Annotated in this window: 11 protein-coding genes; 4 read left to right on the top strand and 7 right to left on the bottom strand. The window is 67.2% G+C overall.

Translation table 11 applies throughout. The features are described 5' to 3' along the window. Positions 1–248 precede the first annotated feature (248 nt). Positions 249–512, top strand: coding sequence for a DUF1488 domain-containing protein (locus CF68_RS26105; RefSeq protein WP_010813081.1), 264 nt, complete (start codon positions 249–251; stop codon positions 510–512). A 221-nt stretch (positions 513–733) separates the two neighbouring features. Here CF68_RS26105 and CF68_RS26100 read toward each other — a convergent pair whose 3' ends face one another. From CF68_RS26100 to folD, 5 genes are all read right to left on the bottom strand, one after another. Further along, positions 734–2,530 (bottom strand): SulP family inorganic anion transporter, encoded by a 1,797-nt coding sequence (locus CF68_RS26100; RefSeq protein WP_035824538.1) that lies wholly within the window; start codon positions 2,528–2,530, stop codon positions 734–736. Positions 2,531–2,550: 20 nt separating this feature from the next. After that, positions 2,551–3,069 carry a homoprotocatechuate degradation operon regulator HpaR gene (hpaR, locus tag CF68_RS26095; RefSeq protein ID WP_035824540.1) on the bottom strand — a complete coding sequence of 173 codons (519 nt, stop codon included), beginning with the start codon at positions 3,067–3,069 and terminating at the stop codon, positions 2,551–2,553. An 86-nt stretch (positions 3,070–3,155) separates the two neighbouring features. Then, a complete protein-coding gene (gene xth / locus CF68_RS26090) occupies positions 3,156–3,986 on the bottom strand; it encodes an exodeoxyribonuclease III (protein ID WP_035824536.1) in 831 nt (276 codons plus the stop codon). Further along, complete coding sequence (locus CF68_RS26085) at positions 3,983–6,067, bottom strand: M3 family metallopeptidase (RefSeq protein ID WP_035824534.1); 2,085 nt, start codon at positions 6,065–6,067, stop codon at positions 3,983–3,985. The genes xth and CF68_RS26085 overlap by 4 nt, the downstream gene beginning before the upstream one ends. Positions 6,068–6,170: 103 nt before the next feature. Then, entirely contained in the window at positions 6,171–7,022 is an 852-nt protein-coding gene (gene folD / locus CF68_RS26080; RefSeq protein ID WP_035824532.1) for a bifunctional methylenetetrahydrofolate dehydrogenase/methenyltetrahydrofolate cyclohydrolase FolD, read from the bottom strand. Between the two features lie 160 nt (positions 7,023–7,182). On the opposite strand from folD, the gene CF68_RS26075 reads away from it, so the two are divergent. After that, a complete protein-coding gene (locus tag CF68_RS26075) occupies positions 7,183–7,863 on the top strand; it encodes a hypothetical protein (RefSeq protein WP_035824529.1) in 681 nt (226 codons plus the stop codon). 102 nt (positions 7,864–7,965) lie between these two features. Here CF68_RS26075 and CF68_RS26070 read toward each other — a convergent pair whose 3' ends face one another. Continuing rightward, positions 7,966–8,598, bottom strand: coding sequence for a response regulator transcription factor (locus tag CF68_RS26070; RefSeq protein ID WP_010813074.1), 633 nt, complete (start codon positions 8,596–8,598; stop codon positions 7,966–7,968). Positions 8,599–8,768: 170 nt separating this feature from the next. Continuing rightward, positions 8,769–11,354: a PAS domain S-box protein gene (locus CF68_RS26065; RefSeq protein WP_035824526.1), complete on the bottom strand. Its 2,586-nt coding sequence runs from the start codon at positions 11,352–11,354 to the stop codon at positions 8,769–8,771. Positions 11,355–11,777: 423 nt separating this feature from the next. On the opposite strand from CF68_RS26065, the gene aceE reads away from it, so the two are divergent. Both aceE and CF68_RS26055 read left to right on the top strand, forming a co-directional pair. Further along, positions 11,778–14,465: a pyruvate dehydrogenase (acetyl-transferring), homodimeric type gene (gene aceE / locus CF68_RS26060; protein ID WP_035824523.1), complete on the top strand. Its 2,688-nt coding sequence runs from the start codon at positions 11,778–11,780 to the stop codon at positions 14,463–14,465. A gap of 167 nt (positions 14,466–14,632) precedes the next feature. Beyond that, positions 14,633–15,237 (top strand): biotin/lipoyl-containing protein (locus tag CF68_RS26055; RefSeq protein ID WP_035824519.1); only part of this gene is annotated, 605 nt, incomplete at its 3' end.

Here is a 15,237-nt window from a genome sequence, read left to right as displayed (position 1 = left end):
CTACCAACTGAGCTAACGCCCCAACGAAGAACGAGATTTTAGCATGATTTCCGGCGCTGTCAAATGTTTGATGCACTTGCCGGAACAACCCTCATCGTTGTGACCGGGAGCCACACATACGCGCGGATGGAACTTGAAGACGGCCGTGATGGTCTTCGCAATGAGCGCATTCGCATGGGCTCTATCCATACGATTTTGCCGGAGCCATGTTAGGATGTTTCTCCACTTGCATATGGAGGGCTGCACCGATGGAAATCAAATTCCAAGAGCAAGAGCGCTACGACATCAATAATGAAGGCTTGTTGTTCCAGGCACTTGTCAATGGCGAGAAGGTGACTTGCGTGGTGACACGCGAAGCACTGTGGGAAGGCTTCAGTGCCGACCAGGTACTGTCGCTGGAAGAGGCATTCCGTGCCGGCCGCGAAACCATCGAACGCGCCGCCGTGGTGCTGATCGAGCAGGGCGCGCCCCAGCCAATCGTCGTCAAGCGCGCCCACGTGGCGCCGATCTGATGCGGATGGATGCCCCGGCCAGGCCCCGGCATGCCGCGGGCGCCCATCTGTTGTCAGGTTCCCAGACGTAGGGCCGTCCGGCCTTGCGTGCCAAGCCGGCATCGCCGGTAGAGGCAGATTCCCGGTTTTCCCGTTTCAGTTTCCTGGTTTTTCCTGCAGCCGTACTGTTGCTGAACGCTGGTGCGCGGCCGCTGCTCATGCCGGCGCGCCGGCGCTTCAGTTCATTGTGCTGCCGGGGCCGGGGCCGCGGCGCCAGGCCGTGACGCGCACTCTTCAAAGATCCGCACGGTGCATTGCGCGCAGATCTCCGGCGAGAGCTGGCCGACGATCGTGTGCAGCGCCTGCCGCTTGGTCGGGAAGATATGGTCGGCTCCGAGCTTGTCGGTAAAGCCGGTCTGCGCCCAGGTCTGCAGCACCTGCGTGCGCGGGCGGTGGAAGTACAGGTCGCCGCCCAGCGCGCGCCGTTCGGCGAGCTCGTTTTCCCACATCTCGGCACCGGCCAGGTCGATGAAGTTCATGCTCTTGGTCATCGCCAGCAGGTGCGTCTGGCCGGCGTTGACCGTGCGCAGCCAGTGCAGGCGATCCGTCACGTACTGCACGGCGCCGAAATAGATCGCGCCTTCCATGCGCAGCAGCTTCAGTTGCGGGCATTCCGGCTGCGGGCGGCGCAGCTCATCCAGCGGCGTGAAGCGCCGGCCGGGATCGTCGGCATCGGGCACCAGGCTGCGCACGGCCGGCCGCGAGGTGCGGTACAGGTAGGCCACCAGCGACAGCACGGTGCCGAGCAGCACCGCCATCTCCAGCCGGATCACCAGCGTGGCGGCGAAGGTGCCGATGGCAATGGCGAATTCCGTGCGGCTGAGCGTGAAGATGCGGCGCAGCCGCGCGGTGTCGAGCAGGCCCCACGCCACCAGCAGCAGCATCGCGGCGATCGCCGCCATCGGGATCTGTGCCAGCAGCGGGGCGCTGACGGCCACCAGCGCCACCAGCCACAGCGCCGAGAACACGCTGGCCAGCGGCGTGCGCGCGCCAGCTTCGAAGTTGGGCACCGAGCGGTTGAGCGAGCCGCACGAGATATAGCCTGAGAAGAAGCCGCCCGCGATATTGGACAGGCCCTGGCCGATGAACTCGCGGTTGGCGTCGATATGCTGGCCCGAGCGCAGCGCCACCGCCTTGGCGATCGAGATCGACTGGCCCAGCGCGACGATGGTCAGCGCCGAGGCTATGCCCAGCAGGTCTGGCAGCTTGCGCCAGTCGACATCGGGAAGGTGGAAGCGCGGCAGCGCCGACGGGATCGGCCCCACCACGTTGACATGGTGGGCGCCGCCCGCGCCGGACTGGTTCAGCAGCAGCGCCACGCCGTAGCCGGCCAGCAGCCCCATCAGCATGAACGGCAGGCGCCGCCACAGCCGCTTGCACAGCAGCGTCACCACCAGCGTGACCGCGCCTACGGTGGCCGCGCCCCAGTTGATGGTGCCGATGTTCTCGAACAGGTGGCGCAGCACGCCGAACGCACTGGTGCCGGTCGGCACCGCCAGCCCGAACAGGTCCTTGAGCGCATACAGGCCGATCAGCGTCGCGGCGCCGCAGGTGAAGCCAAGCAGCACCGACGGCGAAATAAAGTTGGCCAGCGTGCCAAGCCGCAACGTGCCCACGGCGAGCTGCATCACGCCAACCACGATGGTGACCGCCAGCGCCAGTCCGATATAGGCCGGGCTGCCGGCAAACGCAAGCGGGCTCAGCATCGCGAACAATGCCAGCGAATTGGCGTTGGTCGGCCCCGACATCACGTGCCAGCTCGAGCCGAACAGCGCCGCCACGATGCACGGCACCACCGCGCTGTAGATGCCGTATTGCGGCGGCAGGCCAGCCAGCGTGGCGAAGGCCACGCCCTGCGGCAGCACCAGCACGGCGCCGAGCAGGCCGGCCACCAGGTCGGCGCGCAGCGTGGTCTTGTCGACGCGCTGGCTCCATGGGAACAGGCGCGGCAGGAGTGATCCGGGATGGGACGCGGGCATCGGCAATGAAGGGGACAGGCTCAGCCAGCCTCGCCGCCGCGCCCAGGCGGTGGCGAGGCAACGGATTCGGGCGGGGTGGATTCGGGCAGGTTCGGCTGCGGCGCCAGGCCGGCCAGCATGGCGTCGAGCGCGCGGTAGACCTCGGTCAGACGCTCGGGGCCGAGCCGCTGCGCCAGCTCCTGGTAGCGTGCATCGACCAGCGGCTCCATTTGCACGATGATGGCGCGCGCCGACGGCGTCAGGCTGACCAGCTGGCGGCGCTGGTCGGTGGCCGAGCGGGTCCGTTCGACCAGCCCGGCATCTTCCATGCCGCACAGCATGCGGGTCAGGCTGGGGCTCAGGATCAGGCAGGCTTCGGCCAGCTGGTTCGGCTCCATCGGCTCGCGCTCGTTGAGCGTGCGCATCACTCGCCATTGCTGCTCGGTGATGCCGAACTGCCGCAGGATCGGGCGAAAGCCGGCCAGCAATGTCTCGCGCGCTTGCAGCAGCAGGTGAGGAAGGTTGCGGTGGCGGAACATGGCCTGGCGGGTGGGGCTCATGCCCGCAGTGTAGCGGGCGCGGCGCCGCGCGGCGAGCGGGGCTTGTCCGGACTTGCCTGAACCTGCGCGCGGCGCCAGCGGCGCGTTCAGCCGCAACTGAGCGTGGCGACCACCGGCGTGTGGTCCGACGGCTGCTCCCACGTGCGCGGCACGCGGTCGATCACGCAGGCGCTGCAGCCGCTGGTCAATGCCGGCGACAGCAGGATGTGGTCGATGCGCAGGCCCGCATTGCGGCGGAATGCCATCATGCGGTAGTCCCACCACGAGAAGGCCTTCTCGGGCTGCTCGAACTGGCGGAACGCATCCGCCAGGCCGAGCTCCACCAGCGCGGCGAATGCGGCGCGCTCCTGTGGCGAGACTAGGTTCTGGCCTTCCCATTTCTTGGGGTCGTGCACGTCGCGGTCTTCCGGCGCGATATTGAAGTCGCCCAGCAGCGCCAGCTTCGGGTAGCGCTTCATCTCTTCGCGCAGCCAGGCCGTCATCGCATCCAGCCACCTGAGCTTGTAGACGAACTTCTCCGAGTCCAGCGCCTGCCCGTTGGGAAAGTAGGCGCAGACCAGCCGCACGTCGCCGTAAGTGGCCGCGATCACGCGCTGCTGCGCGTCCTCGAAGCCGGGGATGTTGCGCACCACGTCGGCGGGGCCGGGCATGCTGGCGTCGCGGGCGAGGATGGCCACGCCGTTGTACGTCTTCTGCCCGGTGTAGATGCTGTGGAAGCCCGCGTTCTCCAGTTCGGCCAGCGGGTATTTGTCGTCCGGCAGCTTCAGTTCCTGCAGGCACAGCGCGTCGATCGGCGCGCCGGCCTGGTCCTGCTCGGCCAGCCATTGCAGCACCTGCGGCAGGCGCACCTTGAGCGAGTTGACGTTCCAGCTGGCAATGCGAAGCGGGCCGCTGGCGGGCAGGGCGGCGGCGCTCATGCTGCCATCCCGCCGTGGCGCAGCAGCGCGTCGATCTGCGGCGCGCGGCCGCGGAATGCGACAAACGAGTCCATCGCCGGACGACTGCCGCCCACCGACAGGATCTCGCGCTGGTAGCGCGCACCGGTCTCGCTGTCGAGCACGCTGCCCGACAGCTGCGCGGCTTCTTCGAACGCCGCGTACACGTCGGCTGACAGCACCTCGGCCCACTTGTAGCTGTAGTAGCCCGCCGCATAGCCGCCGGCGAAGATATGGCTGAAGGTGTTCGGCCAGCGCGACAGCGGATGCTGCGGCACCACGTGCACGCGGTCGTTGATCTGGCGTGACAGGTCCAGCACTGACGCCTCGCCGGCCGGGTCGAAATCGGTATGCAGGTGCATGTCGAACGACGAGAACACGATCTGGCGCAGCGTCATCATGCCGTTCTGGAAGTTCTTGGCGGCCAGCATGCGGTCGAACAGCGCGCGCGGCAGCGGCGCGCCGGTGTCGATGTGCTGCGTCATGCCGGTCAGCACTTCGTACTCCCAGCAGAAGTTTTCCATGAACTGCGACGGCAGTTCCACCGCATCCCATTCCACGCCGTTGATGCCCGACACGCCCAGCTCGCCCACCTGCGTCAGCATGTGGTGCAGGCCGTGGCCGAACTCATGGAACAGGGTGATCACTTCATCGTGCGTGAACAGCGCGGGCTTGCCGCCCACCGGCGCCGAGAAGTTGCAGGTCAGGTAGGCCACCGGCGTCTGCACGCCGCCTTGCTCCAGCACCTTGCGGCCGCGCGCGTCGTCCATCCAGGCGCCGCCGCGCTTGCCTTCGCGCGCGTACAGGTCGATGTAGAACTGGGCCAGCAGCGTGCCGTCGGCGGTGGTGACGCGGAAGAAGCGTGCGTCCTTGTGCCAGGTCTGCGCCTGTTCGGGCTCGATGCGCACCGAGAACAGCTTCTGCACCACGCCGAACAGGCCCTCGAGCACTTTCGCTTCCGGGAAGTATTGCTTGACCTCGTGCTCGGAGAACGCATAGCGCTGCTGGCGCAGCTTCTCCGAGGCATAGGCGACATCCCACGGCGCCAGTTCAGGCAGCCCCAGCTCGGCGGCGGCAAAGGCCTTCATTTCGGCCCAGTCCTTCTCGGCGTAGGGGCGCGCCTTGACGGCGAGCTCGTCGAGGAACTTCAGCACTTCGGCCGGCGATTCGGCCATCTTCGGCACCAGCGAGACTTCGCCGTAGCACTGGTAGCCCAGCATCTGAGCCTCTTCGCGGCGCAGGGCCAGCTGCTCGCGCATATTGGCGGTGTTGTCCCAGTCGGCCTGGCCCTGGCCATGCTGCGGGCCCAGTTCCGAGGCGCGCGTGACGTTGGCTTCGTACAGGGTCTGGCGCAGCGCGCGGTCGTCCGCGTACTGCAGCACCGGGAAATAGGACGGGAAGTGCAGCGTGAATTTCCAGCCGGCCTTGCCATCCTTCTCTGCGGCATGGCGGGCGGCTTCCTTGGCGTCGTCAGGCAGGCCGGACAGGCGGGCCTCGTCCTCGACGTGCAGCGCGTAGGCGTTGGTGGCATCCAGCACGTGGTCGGAGAAGGCCTTGGACAGCTGGGCCTGCTGCTCCTGGATCTCGGCGAAGCGCGGCTTCTTGTCCTCGGGCAGCTCGGCACCGCCCAGGCGGAAGCCGCGCAGTTCGTTTTCGATCAGCTGGTGGCGCGCCGCGCTCATGCCGGCGAACTCCGGGCTGGCGGCCAGCGCCTTGTACTTGTCGTACAGCGCCAGGCTCTGGCCGAGCGAGGACCAGAACTCGGTCATGCGCGGCAGGTTTTCGGCGTGAGCCTTGCGCAGTTCGGGCGTATCGGCCACGGCGCTCAGGTGGCTGACCACGCCCCAGGCGCGGCCCAGCGGCTCGGTGGCCGCTTCCAGCGCCTGCACGGCGCTGGCCCAGTCGGCGGGCGTGGCCGGATCTTCGGCGCGGGCGACGGCCTGCTGGGCGCGTTCCAGCAGCACGTCCAGCGCCGGGCTGATGTGCTCGGGCCGGATCTCGGCAAAGCGGGGCAGGTCGGAAAAGTCCAGCAGAGGATTGGTAGCGTTGGCGGCTTGGTCCATGGCGTGTTCTCGGTTGGCTGGCCTCGATCGGGCAATATTCCCGCAGATGGGGCCGGGGCGCCGGATTTTCCAGAGCCCCGGGTGGCGTATCGTACGCGCGGCCTTAGCCGGCGGCGCGCTCGGCGGCTTCCAGCGTATTGACCAGCAGCATGGTGATGGTCATCGGGCCGACGCCGCCCGGCACCGGCGTGATGTAGCCGGCGACTTCACGCACGCCGGCAAAGTCGACGTCGCCGCACAGCTTGCCGTTGTCGTCGCGGTTCATGCCCACGTCGATCACCACCGCGCCCGGTTTGACCATGTCGGCGGTGATCAGGTTGCGCTTGCCGACAGCGGCCACCACCACATCCGCGTCGCGGGTGTGGGCGCCGATGTCGCGCGTCTTGCTGTTGCAGATGGTGACGGTGGCGCCGGCCTGCAGCAGCAGCATCGCCATCGGCTTGCCGACGATATTGGAGGCGCCCACCACCACGGCGCGGGCGCCGCGCAGCGGGAACTGGACCGATTCCAGCATCTTCATGCAGCCGTAGGGCGTGCAGGGGCGGAACAGCGGGGCGCCGGTCATCAGCGCGCCGGCATTGGCCACGTGGAAGCCGTCGACATCCTTTTCCGGGGCGATGGCTTCGAGCACCTTGTGGCTGTCGATATGCTTGGGCAGGGGCAGCTGCACCAGGATGCCGTGGATGTTCGGGTCCAGGTTCAGTGCCTCGATGCGGGCCAGCAGTTCCGCCTCCGACAGGTCGGCCGGGTAGCGGTCGAGCGAGGAATGAAAGCCGTTGTCCTGGCAGGCCTTGACCTTGTTGCGGACGTAGACCTGGCTGGCCGGGTCCTCGCCGACCAGGATCACGGCCAGGCCGGGCCGGTGACCACGCTCAGTCAGGCGGGCGGCGCGCAGGGCGGCTTCGGAGCGGATTTGTTTGGCAAGGGCGTTGCCGTCGATCAGGTGGGCAGGCATGGAGGCAGGGCGGGTATGTGGCCGGGAGGTGAAGGCGCCGCCGCGCGCCGGAGCGCGGGTTGGGCTAAAGGCGGAATTATAAAGGTTGCGTGGGGCTTGCCGCACGGAGCTTGACCGGGTGCAAGGGCCGGGCGGGGGCAGCGCTGGTAGCATCGGCCGCATGCACACCGCGCTGCCGTCCCTGCTGTCCCACCCCTTGCTGCTGTTGCTGTCCCTGGCGGCACTGCTGTGGGCGCTGACGCGCCGGCCCTGGCAGCTGTTGCGGCGCAATGCGCTGCAGAACGCCTGGCTGGGTGCGATGGTGCTGGTGGCGCTGCTGTGGACGTTGCGCGCCACGCTGGTCGGCGGGCTGGTGATCCAGCTGCTCGGCGCCACGCTGATGGTGACGCTGTTCGGGCTGCCGCTGGCGCTGCTGTCGCTGTTCGTGGTGGACGTGGTGTCGCTGTTCGGGCTCGAATACTTGGCCGGGCATGGCTGGGCCCAGTTCGACTGGCCCTCGCTGTGGGTGCGCTACGTCTGGCTGGCGCTGCTGCCGGCGCTGATCTCCGCGGCGCTGCAGGCAATGATGCGGCGCCTGCTGCCACGCCATCCGTTCGTCTTTATCCTGGGGCACGGCTATTTCACGGCCGGGCTGGCCGCGCTGGGCGCCAGCGCGGCGGAGGCCGGCTGGCGCCATCTGACGGCGCCGGGCCTGCCATGGAGCGTTGCCGATACCCTGACGGCAGCTGTCATCCTGGCCTTTGGCGAAGCCTTCCTGACCGGCATGCTGGTGGCGATCTTTGTGGTCTATCGGCCACAATGGGTCGTCACGTTCCGGGACGAGGAATACCTGGACCGCTGACGGGACTGAGGGGATGCAGAGGCGGCGCCGGAAGGCGCGCGGAGAGGGCAGCCGGGGCGGCCGCGGGCCGCACCGGGTCAGGCGGAGGCAGGCGCCAGCCGCTCAGCTGTTGCGCGACAGCGCCAGGCGCAGCAGGTCGGCGACGGTGTTGACGTTGAGCTTTTCCATGATGTTGGCGCGGTGCGCCTCCACGGTCTTGATGGAAATGCCCAGGTCGTCGGCGATCTGCTTGTTCAGGCGGCCGGCCACGATGCGCTCCAGCACCTGCTGCTCGCGCGTGGTCAGCTTGCCCAGCAGGTCCTTGGCGGCGCGCTGCTCGCGTGCGGCGGAATGGTCGGTGCGGGCCTTGGTCAGCATGCGCTCGACCAGCGCGCGCAGCTCGGACTCATCGAAGGGCTTTTCGATGAAGTCGATGGCGCCGCGCTTCATCGTCGACACCGCCATCGGCACGTCGCCGTGGCCGGTGATAAAGACGATGGGAATGTCGATCTGCTCGGCCAGCATGCGCTCCTGCAGTTCCGGGCCGCTCATGCCGGGCATGCGCACGTCGAGGATCAGGCACGACACCTGGCTGGCATCGTAGGCGGCGAGGAACTGCTCGGCGCTGGTGAAACTGCGCACCTGATAGCCATTGCCCTCCAGCAGCCAGGTCAGCGAGTCGCGCATGGCTTCATCGTCGTCGACGATGAACACGGTCTCGCCGCGGTGGGGCGTGGGGTTTGGCGTTGCGGTCATGTAGTCTCCTCGGGACAACAATTCATTGCTGCGAAGTGTAACCGGCAGCGGCCCTCTGTGGCGAGACAGGCCCCCCACATCCGTGGGGGAAACGGGGCGGGCCGGCCATTTTTGGAATTCTTGGGTATGCCCGGGCGCGAAGGCCCCGGCAACAGGGCCTATGCTTCGGCTTAATGCTCGGCCAGTGCCGATTGCAGCGGCAGCATGATTTTAAATGTACATCCGATGCCGTCGGCATTGTTCTCCACCCACAGGCGGCCCTGGTGCGACTCGATGATCGAGCGGCAGATGTTCAGCCCCATGCCCATGCCGTCGGACTTGGTGCTGAAGAAGGGCTCGAACAGGCGCTCCTTGGTGGCTTCGTCCACGCCCGGGCCCTGGTCGATCACGTCGATATGGACGTTGTCGCCGATCTCGCCCGGCTCGACCCGCGCGTGCAGGCGCACCACGCCGCCGGCATGCAGAGCCGGCAGGCCGGCCATGGCTTCCACGGCGTTCTTGAGCAGGTTCACCAGCACCTGCTCGATCAGCACCGGGTCGACATAGACCGTCAGCGGCGGGGTCGGCAGGCGGGTCAGGATGGTGACGCGGCGGCGCGTGGCCTCCAGGTCGGCCAGGCCTACCGCGTCGGCGACGATGTCGTGCAGAGCGGCCTCGCGCCGCTGCGGCTGGCTGCGCTTAACGAAGCCGCGAATGCGGCTGATGATGGTGCCGGCGCGCACCGCCTGGGCCGAAGTCTTCTCCAGCACCGGGATCAGGTCCTCGGGCGTGCTGCGGCCCGAGTGCAGCCGCGCCACCGCGCCCATGCAGTAGTTGTTGATGGCCGCCAGCGGCTGGTTCAGCTCATGCGCCAGCGACGACGCCATCTCGCCCATGGTGGTCAGGCGGCTGGTGAATTGCAGGCGCTCTTCATGCTGGCGCGCCATTTCCTCGGCGGCCTTGCGCGCGGTGATGTCGGTGGCGATCTGCATCTGCGCCAGGTGGCCGTCGACCCACTGGATATAGCGGCGGCGCACTTCGAACCATTTCTGCATGTCCGGCACGAACACTTCGCGCGCATCCGATGCGTACGGCATCAGCTCGGATGCCGGCAGGCCGGCATAGGCGTCGACATAGTCGGTGTTGTCGCTCGAGACCTGGTCCTTGTCGAGGTCGTCGCCGGCCAGCTTCAGGTGGCCCTCGGCCTCCCAGCCGAACAGCTGGCGGTAATAGCGGTTGGCAAACAGCAGCTCCGCCTTGTCGGTGGCCAGCACCGACACCGCGGCGTCCAGGCTTTCCAGCACCGTGGTGAAGCGGTCATGCGCCGCGGCCAGTTCTTCGCGCGCGCGCTTGGGCTCGGTGATGTCCGTCATCGAGCTCATCCAGCCGGTATGGCGGCCGCGGCTGTCCACCAGCGGCGACACGTACATGCGCGCATAGAAGCTGCTGCCGTCGCGGCGCATCACGCGCATCTCATAGCCGCCGGCGGGCGACTTGCCCTGCAGGGTCAGGTCGATCTGCTTCTGCATCTCCTGTTGGTCGTTGGGCGGCCAGTAGGGGAAGGGCGGCAGGCGCCCGACCAGGTCGTTCTCCTGCCAGCCGGTCATGCGGCAGAAGGCCGGGTTGACATAGGTGATGCGGCCGTTCAGGTCGAGCGCGCGCAGGCCGATCAGCATCGAGTTTTCCATCGCGCGCCGGAACGAGGTCTCGGCCAGCAGCGCGCGCTGCGCCTCGGAGCGGCGGCTGGTGTGGCGCCACATGCTCCAAAGGCTCCACAGCAGGAAGCACGACAGCCCCACCACCAGCCACAGCAGCATGTTGTTGGGCAGGTTCGACGCCGGCGGGTAGGCATCGGCGCGCAGCGACAGCGAGTGGCCCGGCGGATCCAGAAGCACCTCGTACGACAGCGCATTGCCCGGCACCGGCCGCAATGAGGTGCTGGCGCGGGTCTGGTTGTTCTTGTCGATCAGCGAGAAGCGGTAGCGCTCGGTCAGCTCGGGCGGCAGCAGGTGCGTCAGGATGCCGTTGATCGAGTACAGCGCGCCGAGCGTGCCGAGGAACTCGTTGTCGCGCACGATCGGCACTTCCATCAGCATGAAGCTGTCGCCGCGCTCATTGACCAGCGGGCGCGAATAGACCACGCGCTGGGTCTCGCGCGCGGCGTCGAAGGTGTCGAGCACTTCCGGTTCGAGCGGCTGGTCCTGGGTCTCGCGCAGGCGGCTGGCGAATTCCGAGGTCGACGGCAGCGACCAGCGGCCGCGCTTGGTGGCATCGAGCCAGTTGATGAAGACGATCTCGGGGTTTTCGCGCAGGATTTCCTGCGCCGCGGTGCGGTAGGCACCTTGCTCGAGCTGCGCGGCGGCGATGTCGCGCGCCAGCGAGGCCAGCTGGTCCTGGTTGCTCAGCAGCGACAGGCGCACGCGCTGCTGTGCCCAGGCGGCGTCGCGGTACAGGGCGTCGCGCTGCTGCTGGCGCTCGGTCTCGTGCAGGGACCACAGGATCACGCCCATGGCCACCGTGAACAGTACGATGGCAACCAGCGGGATGAACATGAACCAGCTGGTGGCCACCAGGTTGCGCCAGCGCAGCCACCACAGCCCGCGCGGTGCGGCCACGGGGGCGCCGTCGTCGGGGCCCAGCGCCTCGATCGGCCCCAGTCCGGCCGCCGGCGAAGGGGCGTGCGCGGGATCGCCTCCGGCCGCCTTGGCTGATCCCGACGCGTCGGGAGGAAGCATGGCTGCACGCAGGCTGGAGAGAAGTCGGTCGAAAAACGGCATGGGAGGGATTGACGGCTGACCGACCAGTGTACCGAGATTATTGCGGTGCGTCGCTTGGGGAAAGCGCCAATGAAAACATTGCTGCTGCGGCCGGTGCGGGCAGGCTTATGGCACATGGCGGGCCGCCCCGGCGGTGATTCTTGGTGCGCTGCCGCATAATTCCACATTATAAAAAACGATACCGCAATTTGAAAATTTCACTTGTGCTGGACTTTGGGCTTCCATAGAATCGGTTCGACCCAAGAATGCGGGCGGCAGCCATGCGCCTGCCGCGCGGAGAAACCGGAACAGGTTTCCCGGCGGCGGCTCCGATGCAAGGCGGCATGGCGCCGGATCCGCAAGTCGGTGCGAGTCATACGTAAAGTCGTGTCCGGGCGCTGCCAGCGCGGGCGCGGATGCAAAGAATTCACCCAGGAGACAGTCATGTCCGCCGTACCAGAGCAGATTCTCGGCGCCTCGAGCGCCAACGACGCCGATCCCCAGGAAACCCATGAATGGCTCGACGCCCTGCAGGGCGTCCTGGCCGCCGAAGGTCCGGCGCGCGCCGCTTTCCTGATCGACAAGCAGATCGAATACGCACGCGTGAACGGCGTCACCCAGCCGTTCCACGCCGAGACGCAGTACATCAACACGATTCCGGTCGAGCAGCAGGCCCGCATCCCCGGCGACCAGGACATCGAGCACCGCATCCGCTCGTACACCCGCTGGAACGCCATGGCGATGGTGCTGCGCGCCAACAAGCACACCAACGTCGGCGGCCACATCTCGTCGTTCGCCTCGGCGGCCACGCTGTATGACGTCGGCTACAACCACTTCTGGCGCGCTCCGTCGGAAGCCAGCGGCGGCGACCTGGTCTTCGTGCAGGGCCACTCGGCTCCGGGCGTGTATTCGCGCGCCTTCCTGCTCGGCCGCCTGACCCAGGACCAGCTCGACAACTTCCGCCAGGAAGTGGACGGTAAGGGCATCTCGTCCTACCCGCACCCGTGGCTGATGCCGGACTTCTGGCAGTTCCCGACGGTGTCGATGGGCCTGGGCCCGATCATGGCCATCTACCAGGCCCGCTTCATGAAGTACCTGGACAGCCGCGGCCTGGCCAAGGCCGGCGACCGCAAGGTCTGGGCCTTCCTGGGCGACGGCGAGACCGACGAGCCGGAATCGCTGGGCGCGATCGGCATGGCCGGCCGCGAGAAGCTCGATAACCTGGTCTTCGTCATCAACTGCAACCTGCAGCGCCTGGACGGCCCGGTGCGCGGCAACGGCAAGATCATCCAGGAACTGGAATCCGAGTTCCGCGGTGCCGGCTGGAACGTGATCAAGGTGGTGTGGGGCAGCAAGTGGGATTCCCTGCTGGCGCGCGACACCAAGGGCCTGCTGATGAAGCGCATGATGGAATGCGTCGACGGCGAGTACCAGACCATGAAGGCCAAGGACGGCGCCTACGTCCGCGAGCATTTCTTCAACACGCCTGAACTGAAGGCGATGGTGGCCGACTGGTCCGACGACGACATCTGGCGCCTGAACCGCGGCGGCCACGATCCGCACAAGATCTACGCCGCCTACAAGGCCGCCAGCGAGCACAAGGGCCAGCCCACGCTGATCCTGGCCAAGACCATCAAGGGCTATGGCATGGGCGACGCCGGCCAGGCCATGAACGTGGCCCACCAGCAGAAGAAGATGCCGGTGGACGCGATCCGCAAGTTCCGCGACCAGTTCAATCTCCCCGTTGCCGACGACCAGCTGGAAGAGGTGCCGTACATCACCTTCCCGGAAGGTTCGAAGGAACTGGAATACATGCGCCAGGCGCGGCAGAACCTGGGCGGCTACCTGCCGGCCCGCCGCCAGAAGGCCGAAGCCCTGCCGGTCCCGCAGCTGTCCGCGTTCGACGCGCTGCTCAAGGCCACCGGCGAAGGCCGCGAAGTGTCCACCACCATGGCCTTCGTGCGGATCCTGAACACGCTGCTGAAAGACAAGCAGATCGGCAAGCACGTGGTGCCCATCGTGCCGGACGAGTCGCGCACCTTCGGCATGGAAGGCCTGTTCCGCCAGGTCGGCATCTGGAACCAGGAAGGCCAGAAGTACGTGCCGGAAGACCATGACCAGCTGATGTTCTACAAGGAATCGCAGACTGGCCAGGTGCTGCAGGAAGGCATCAACGAAGCCGGCGCCATGTGCGACTGGATCGCCGCCGCCACGTCGTACTCGACGCACGGCGTGCAGATGATCCCGTTCTACATCTACTACTCGATGTTCGGCATCCAGCGTATCGGCGACCTGTGCTGGGCCGCTGCCGACATGCGCTCGCGCGGTTTCCTGCTGGGCGGCACCGCCGGCCGCACCACGCTGAACGGCGAAGGCCTGCAGCACGAAGACGGCCACTCGCACGTGTTCCACGCCGCCATCCCGAACTGCATCTCGTATGACCCGACCTTCCAGTACGAGCTGGCGGTGGTCATGCAGGACGGCCTGCGCCGCATGTACGCCGAACAGGAAGACATCTACTACTACCTGACGGTGATGAACGAGAACTACGAGCATCCGGAAATGCCGGCTGGCGTGGAGCAAGACATCGTCAAGGGCATGTACCAGTTCCGCAAGGGCGTCGAGAACAGCAACGCGCCGCGCGTGCAGCTGCTGGGCTCGGGCACGATCTTCCGCGAGGTGATCGCCGCTGCTGACCTCCTCAAGAAGGATTGGGGCGTCGAGTCGGACCTGTGGGGCTGCCCGAGCTTCACCGAGCTGGCCCGCGAAGGCCACGACGTCGAGCGCTTCAACCTGCTGCACCCGACCGAGACCCCGCGCGAATCGCACGTGGCCAAGAGCCTGAAGTCGGCCCGCGGCCCGGTGATCGCCTCCACCGACTACGTGCGCGCCTTTGCCGAGCAGATCCGTCCGTTCGTGCAGCGCCGCTACGTGGTGCTGGGCACCGACGGCTTCGGCCGCTCGGATACGCGCGAGAAGCTGCGCCACTTCTTTGAAGTGGACCGCTACTGGGTCACGCTGGCCGCGCTCAAGGCGCTGGCCGACGAGGGTGCGATCGGCCGCGACAAGGTCGCCGAGGCCATCAAGAAGTACAACCTCGACCCGAACAAGCCCAACCCGATGTCGGTCTGATCCGGCAGCCAGCACCAACCCCCGCAGTACGGCAACGCCGTGCCGCGGGCGCCCCGGCCAGAGCCCGGACGGCGCCTTGCGGCATGGCGGCGTGACAGAAGCGGGCGGCGAAGGTAATCTCGCCGCTTGCGGACGTCGCGCGTGCCGGCCTGCCCAGGAGACACTGAATGAGTCAAGCGATTGAAATCAAGGTGCCGGATATCGGCGACTATGACGCCGTTCCCGTCATTGAAGTGCATGTGAAACCCGGCGACAGCATCGACGCGGAAGACGCGCTGGTGACGCTGGAGTCGGACAAGGCCACCATGGACGTGCCCTCGCCGCAGGGCGGCGTGGTCAAGGAAGTCAGGATCAAGGTTGGCGACAACGTTGCCGAAGGCTCGGTGCTGGTGATGCTGGAGCCGGCCGGCCAGGCCGCTGCTGCGCCCGCAGCCGCACCGGCGCCTGCCGCCGCTGCACCAGCCCCGGCACCGGCACCGGCACCCGCCGCAGCCCCTGCGCCGGCCCCGGCCGCAGCGCCGGCTGGCGGTGGCGGCATCATCGAGGTGAAGGTGCCTGATATCGGCGACTACGACGCCGTGCCGGTCATCGAAGTCCACGTCAAGGCGGGCGACACCATCAACGCCGAAGACGCCGTGGTGACGCTGGAGTCCGACAAGGCCACCATGGACGTGCCGTCGCCGCAAGGCGGCGTGGTCAAGGAAGTCAAGGTCAAGGTCGGTGACAACGTGGCCGAAGGCACGCTGCTGCTGATCCTGGAAGGCGCCGCCGC

The organism is Cupriavidus sp. SK-4, from assembly GCF_000611125.1.
Taxonomy (GTDB): Bacteria; Pseudomonadota; Gammaproteobacteria; order Burkholderiales; family Burkholderiaceae; genus Cupriavidus; species Cupriavidus necator.
Note: the sequence above shows the minus strand (reverse complement) of the source record. Positions and strands in the feature narration are given on the sequence as shown.

Bases quoted from the DNA above. Each gene is read 5' to 3' on its own strand.
- xth (WP_035824536.1), bottom strand. From the start codon at position 3,986: ATGAGCGCCGCCGCCCTGCCCGCCAGCGGCCCGCTTCGCATTGCCAGC.
- folD (WP_035824532.1), bottom strand. From the start codon at position 7,022: ATGCCTGCCCACCTGATCGACGGCAACGCCCTTGCCAAACAAATCCGC.
- CF68_RS26105 (WP_010813081.1), top strand. From the start codon at position 249: ATGGAAATCAAATTCCAAGAGCAAGAGCGCTACGACATCAATAATGAA.
- CF68_RS26070 (WP_010813074.1), bottom strand. From the start codon at position 8,598: ATGACCGCAACGCCAAACCCCACGCCCCACCGCGGCGAGACCGTGTTC.
- hpaR (WP_035824540.1), bottom strand. From the start codon at position 3,069: ATGAGCCCCACCCGCCAGGCCATGTTCCGCCACCGCAACCTTCCTCAC.
- aceE (WP_035824523.1), top strand. From the start codon at position 11,778: ATGTCCGCCGTACCAGAGCAGATTCTCGGCGCCTCGAGCGCCAACGAC.
- CF68_RS26065 (WP_035824526.1), bottom strand. From the start codon at position 11,354: ATGCCGTTTTTCGACCGACTTCTCTCCAGCCTGCGTGCAGCCATGCTT.
- CF68_RS26075 (WP_035824529.1), top strand. From the start codon at position 7,183: ATGCACACCGCGCTGCCGTCCCTGCTGTCCCACCCCTTGCTGCTGTTG.
- CF68_RS26085 (WP_035824534.1), bottom strand. From the start codon at position 6,067: ATGGACCAAGCCGCCAACGCTACCAATCCTCTGCTGGACTTTTCCGAC.
- CF68_RS26100 (WP_035824538.1), bottom strand. From the start codon at position 2,530: ATGCCCGCGTCCCATCCCGGATCACTCCTGCCGCGCCTGTTCCCATGG.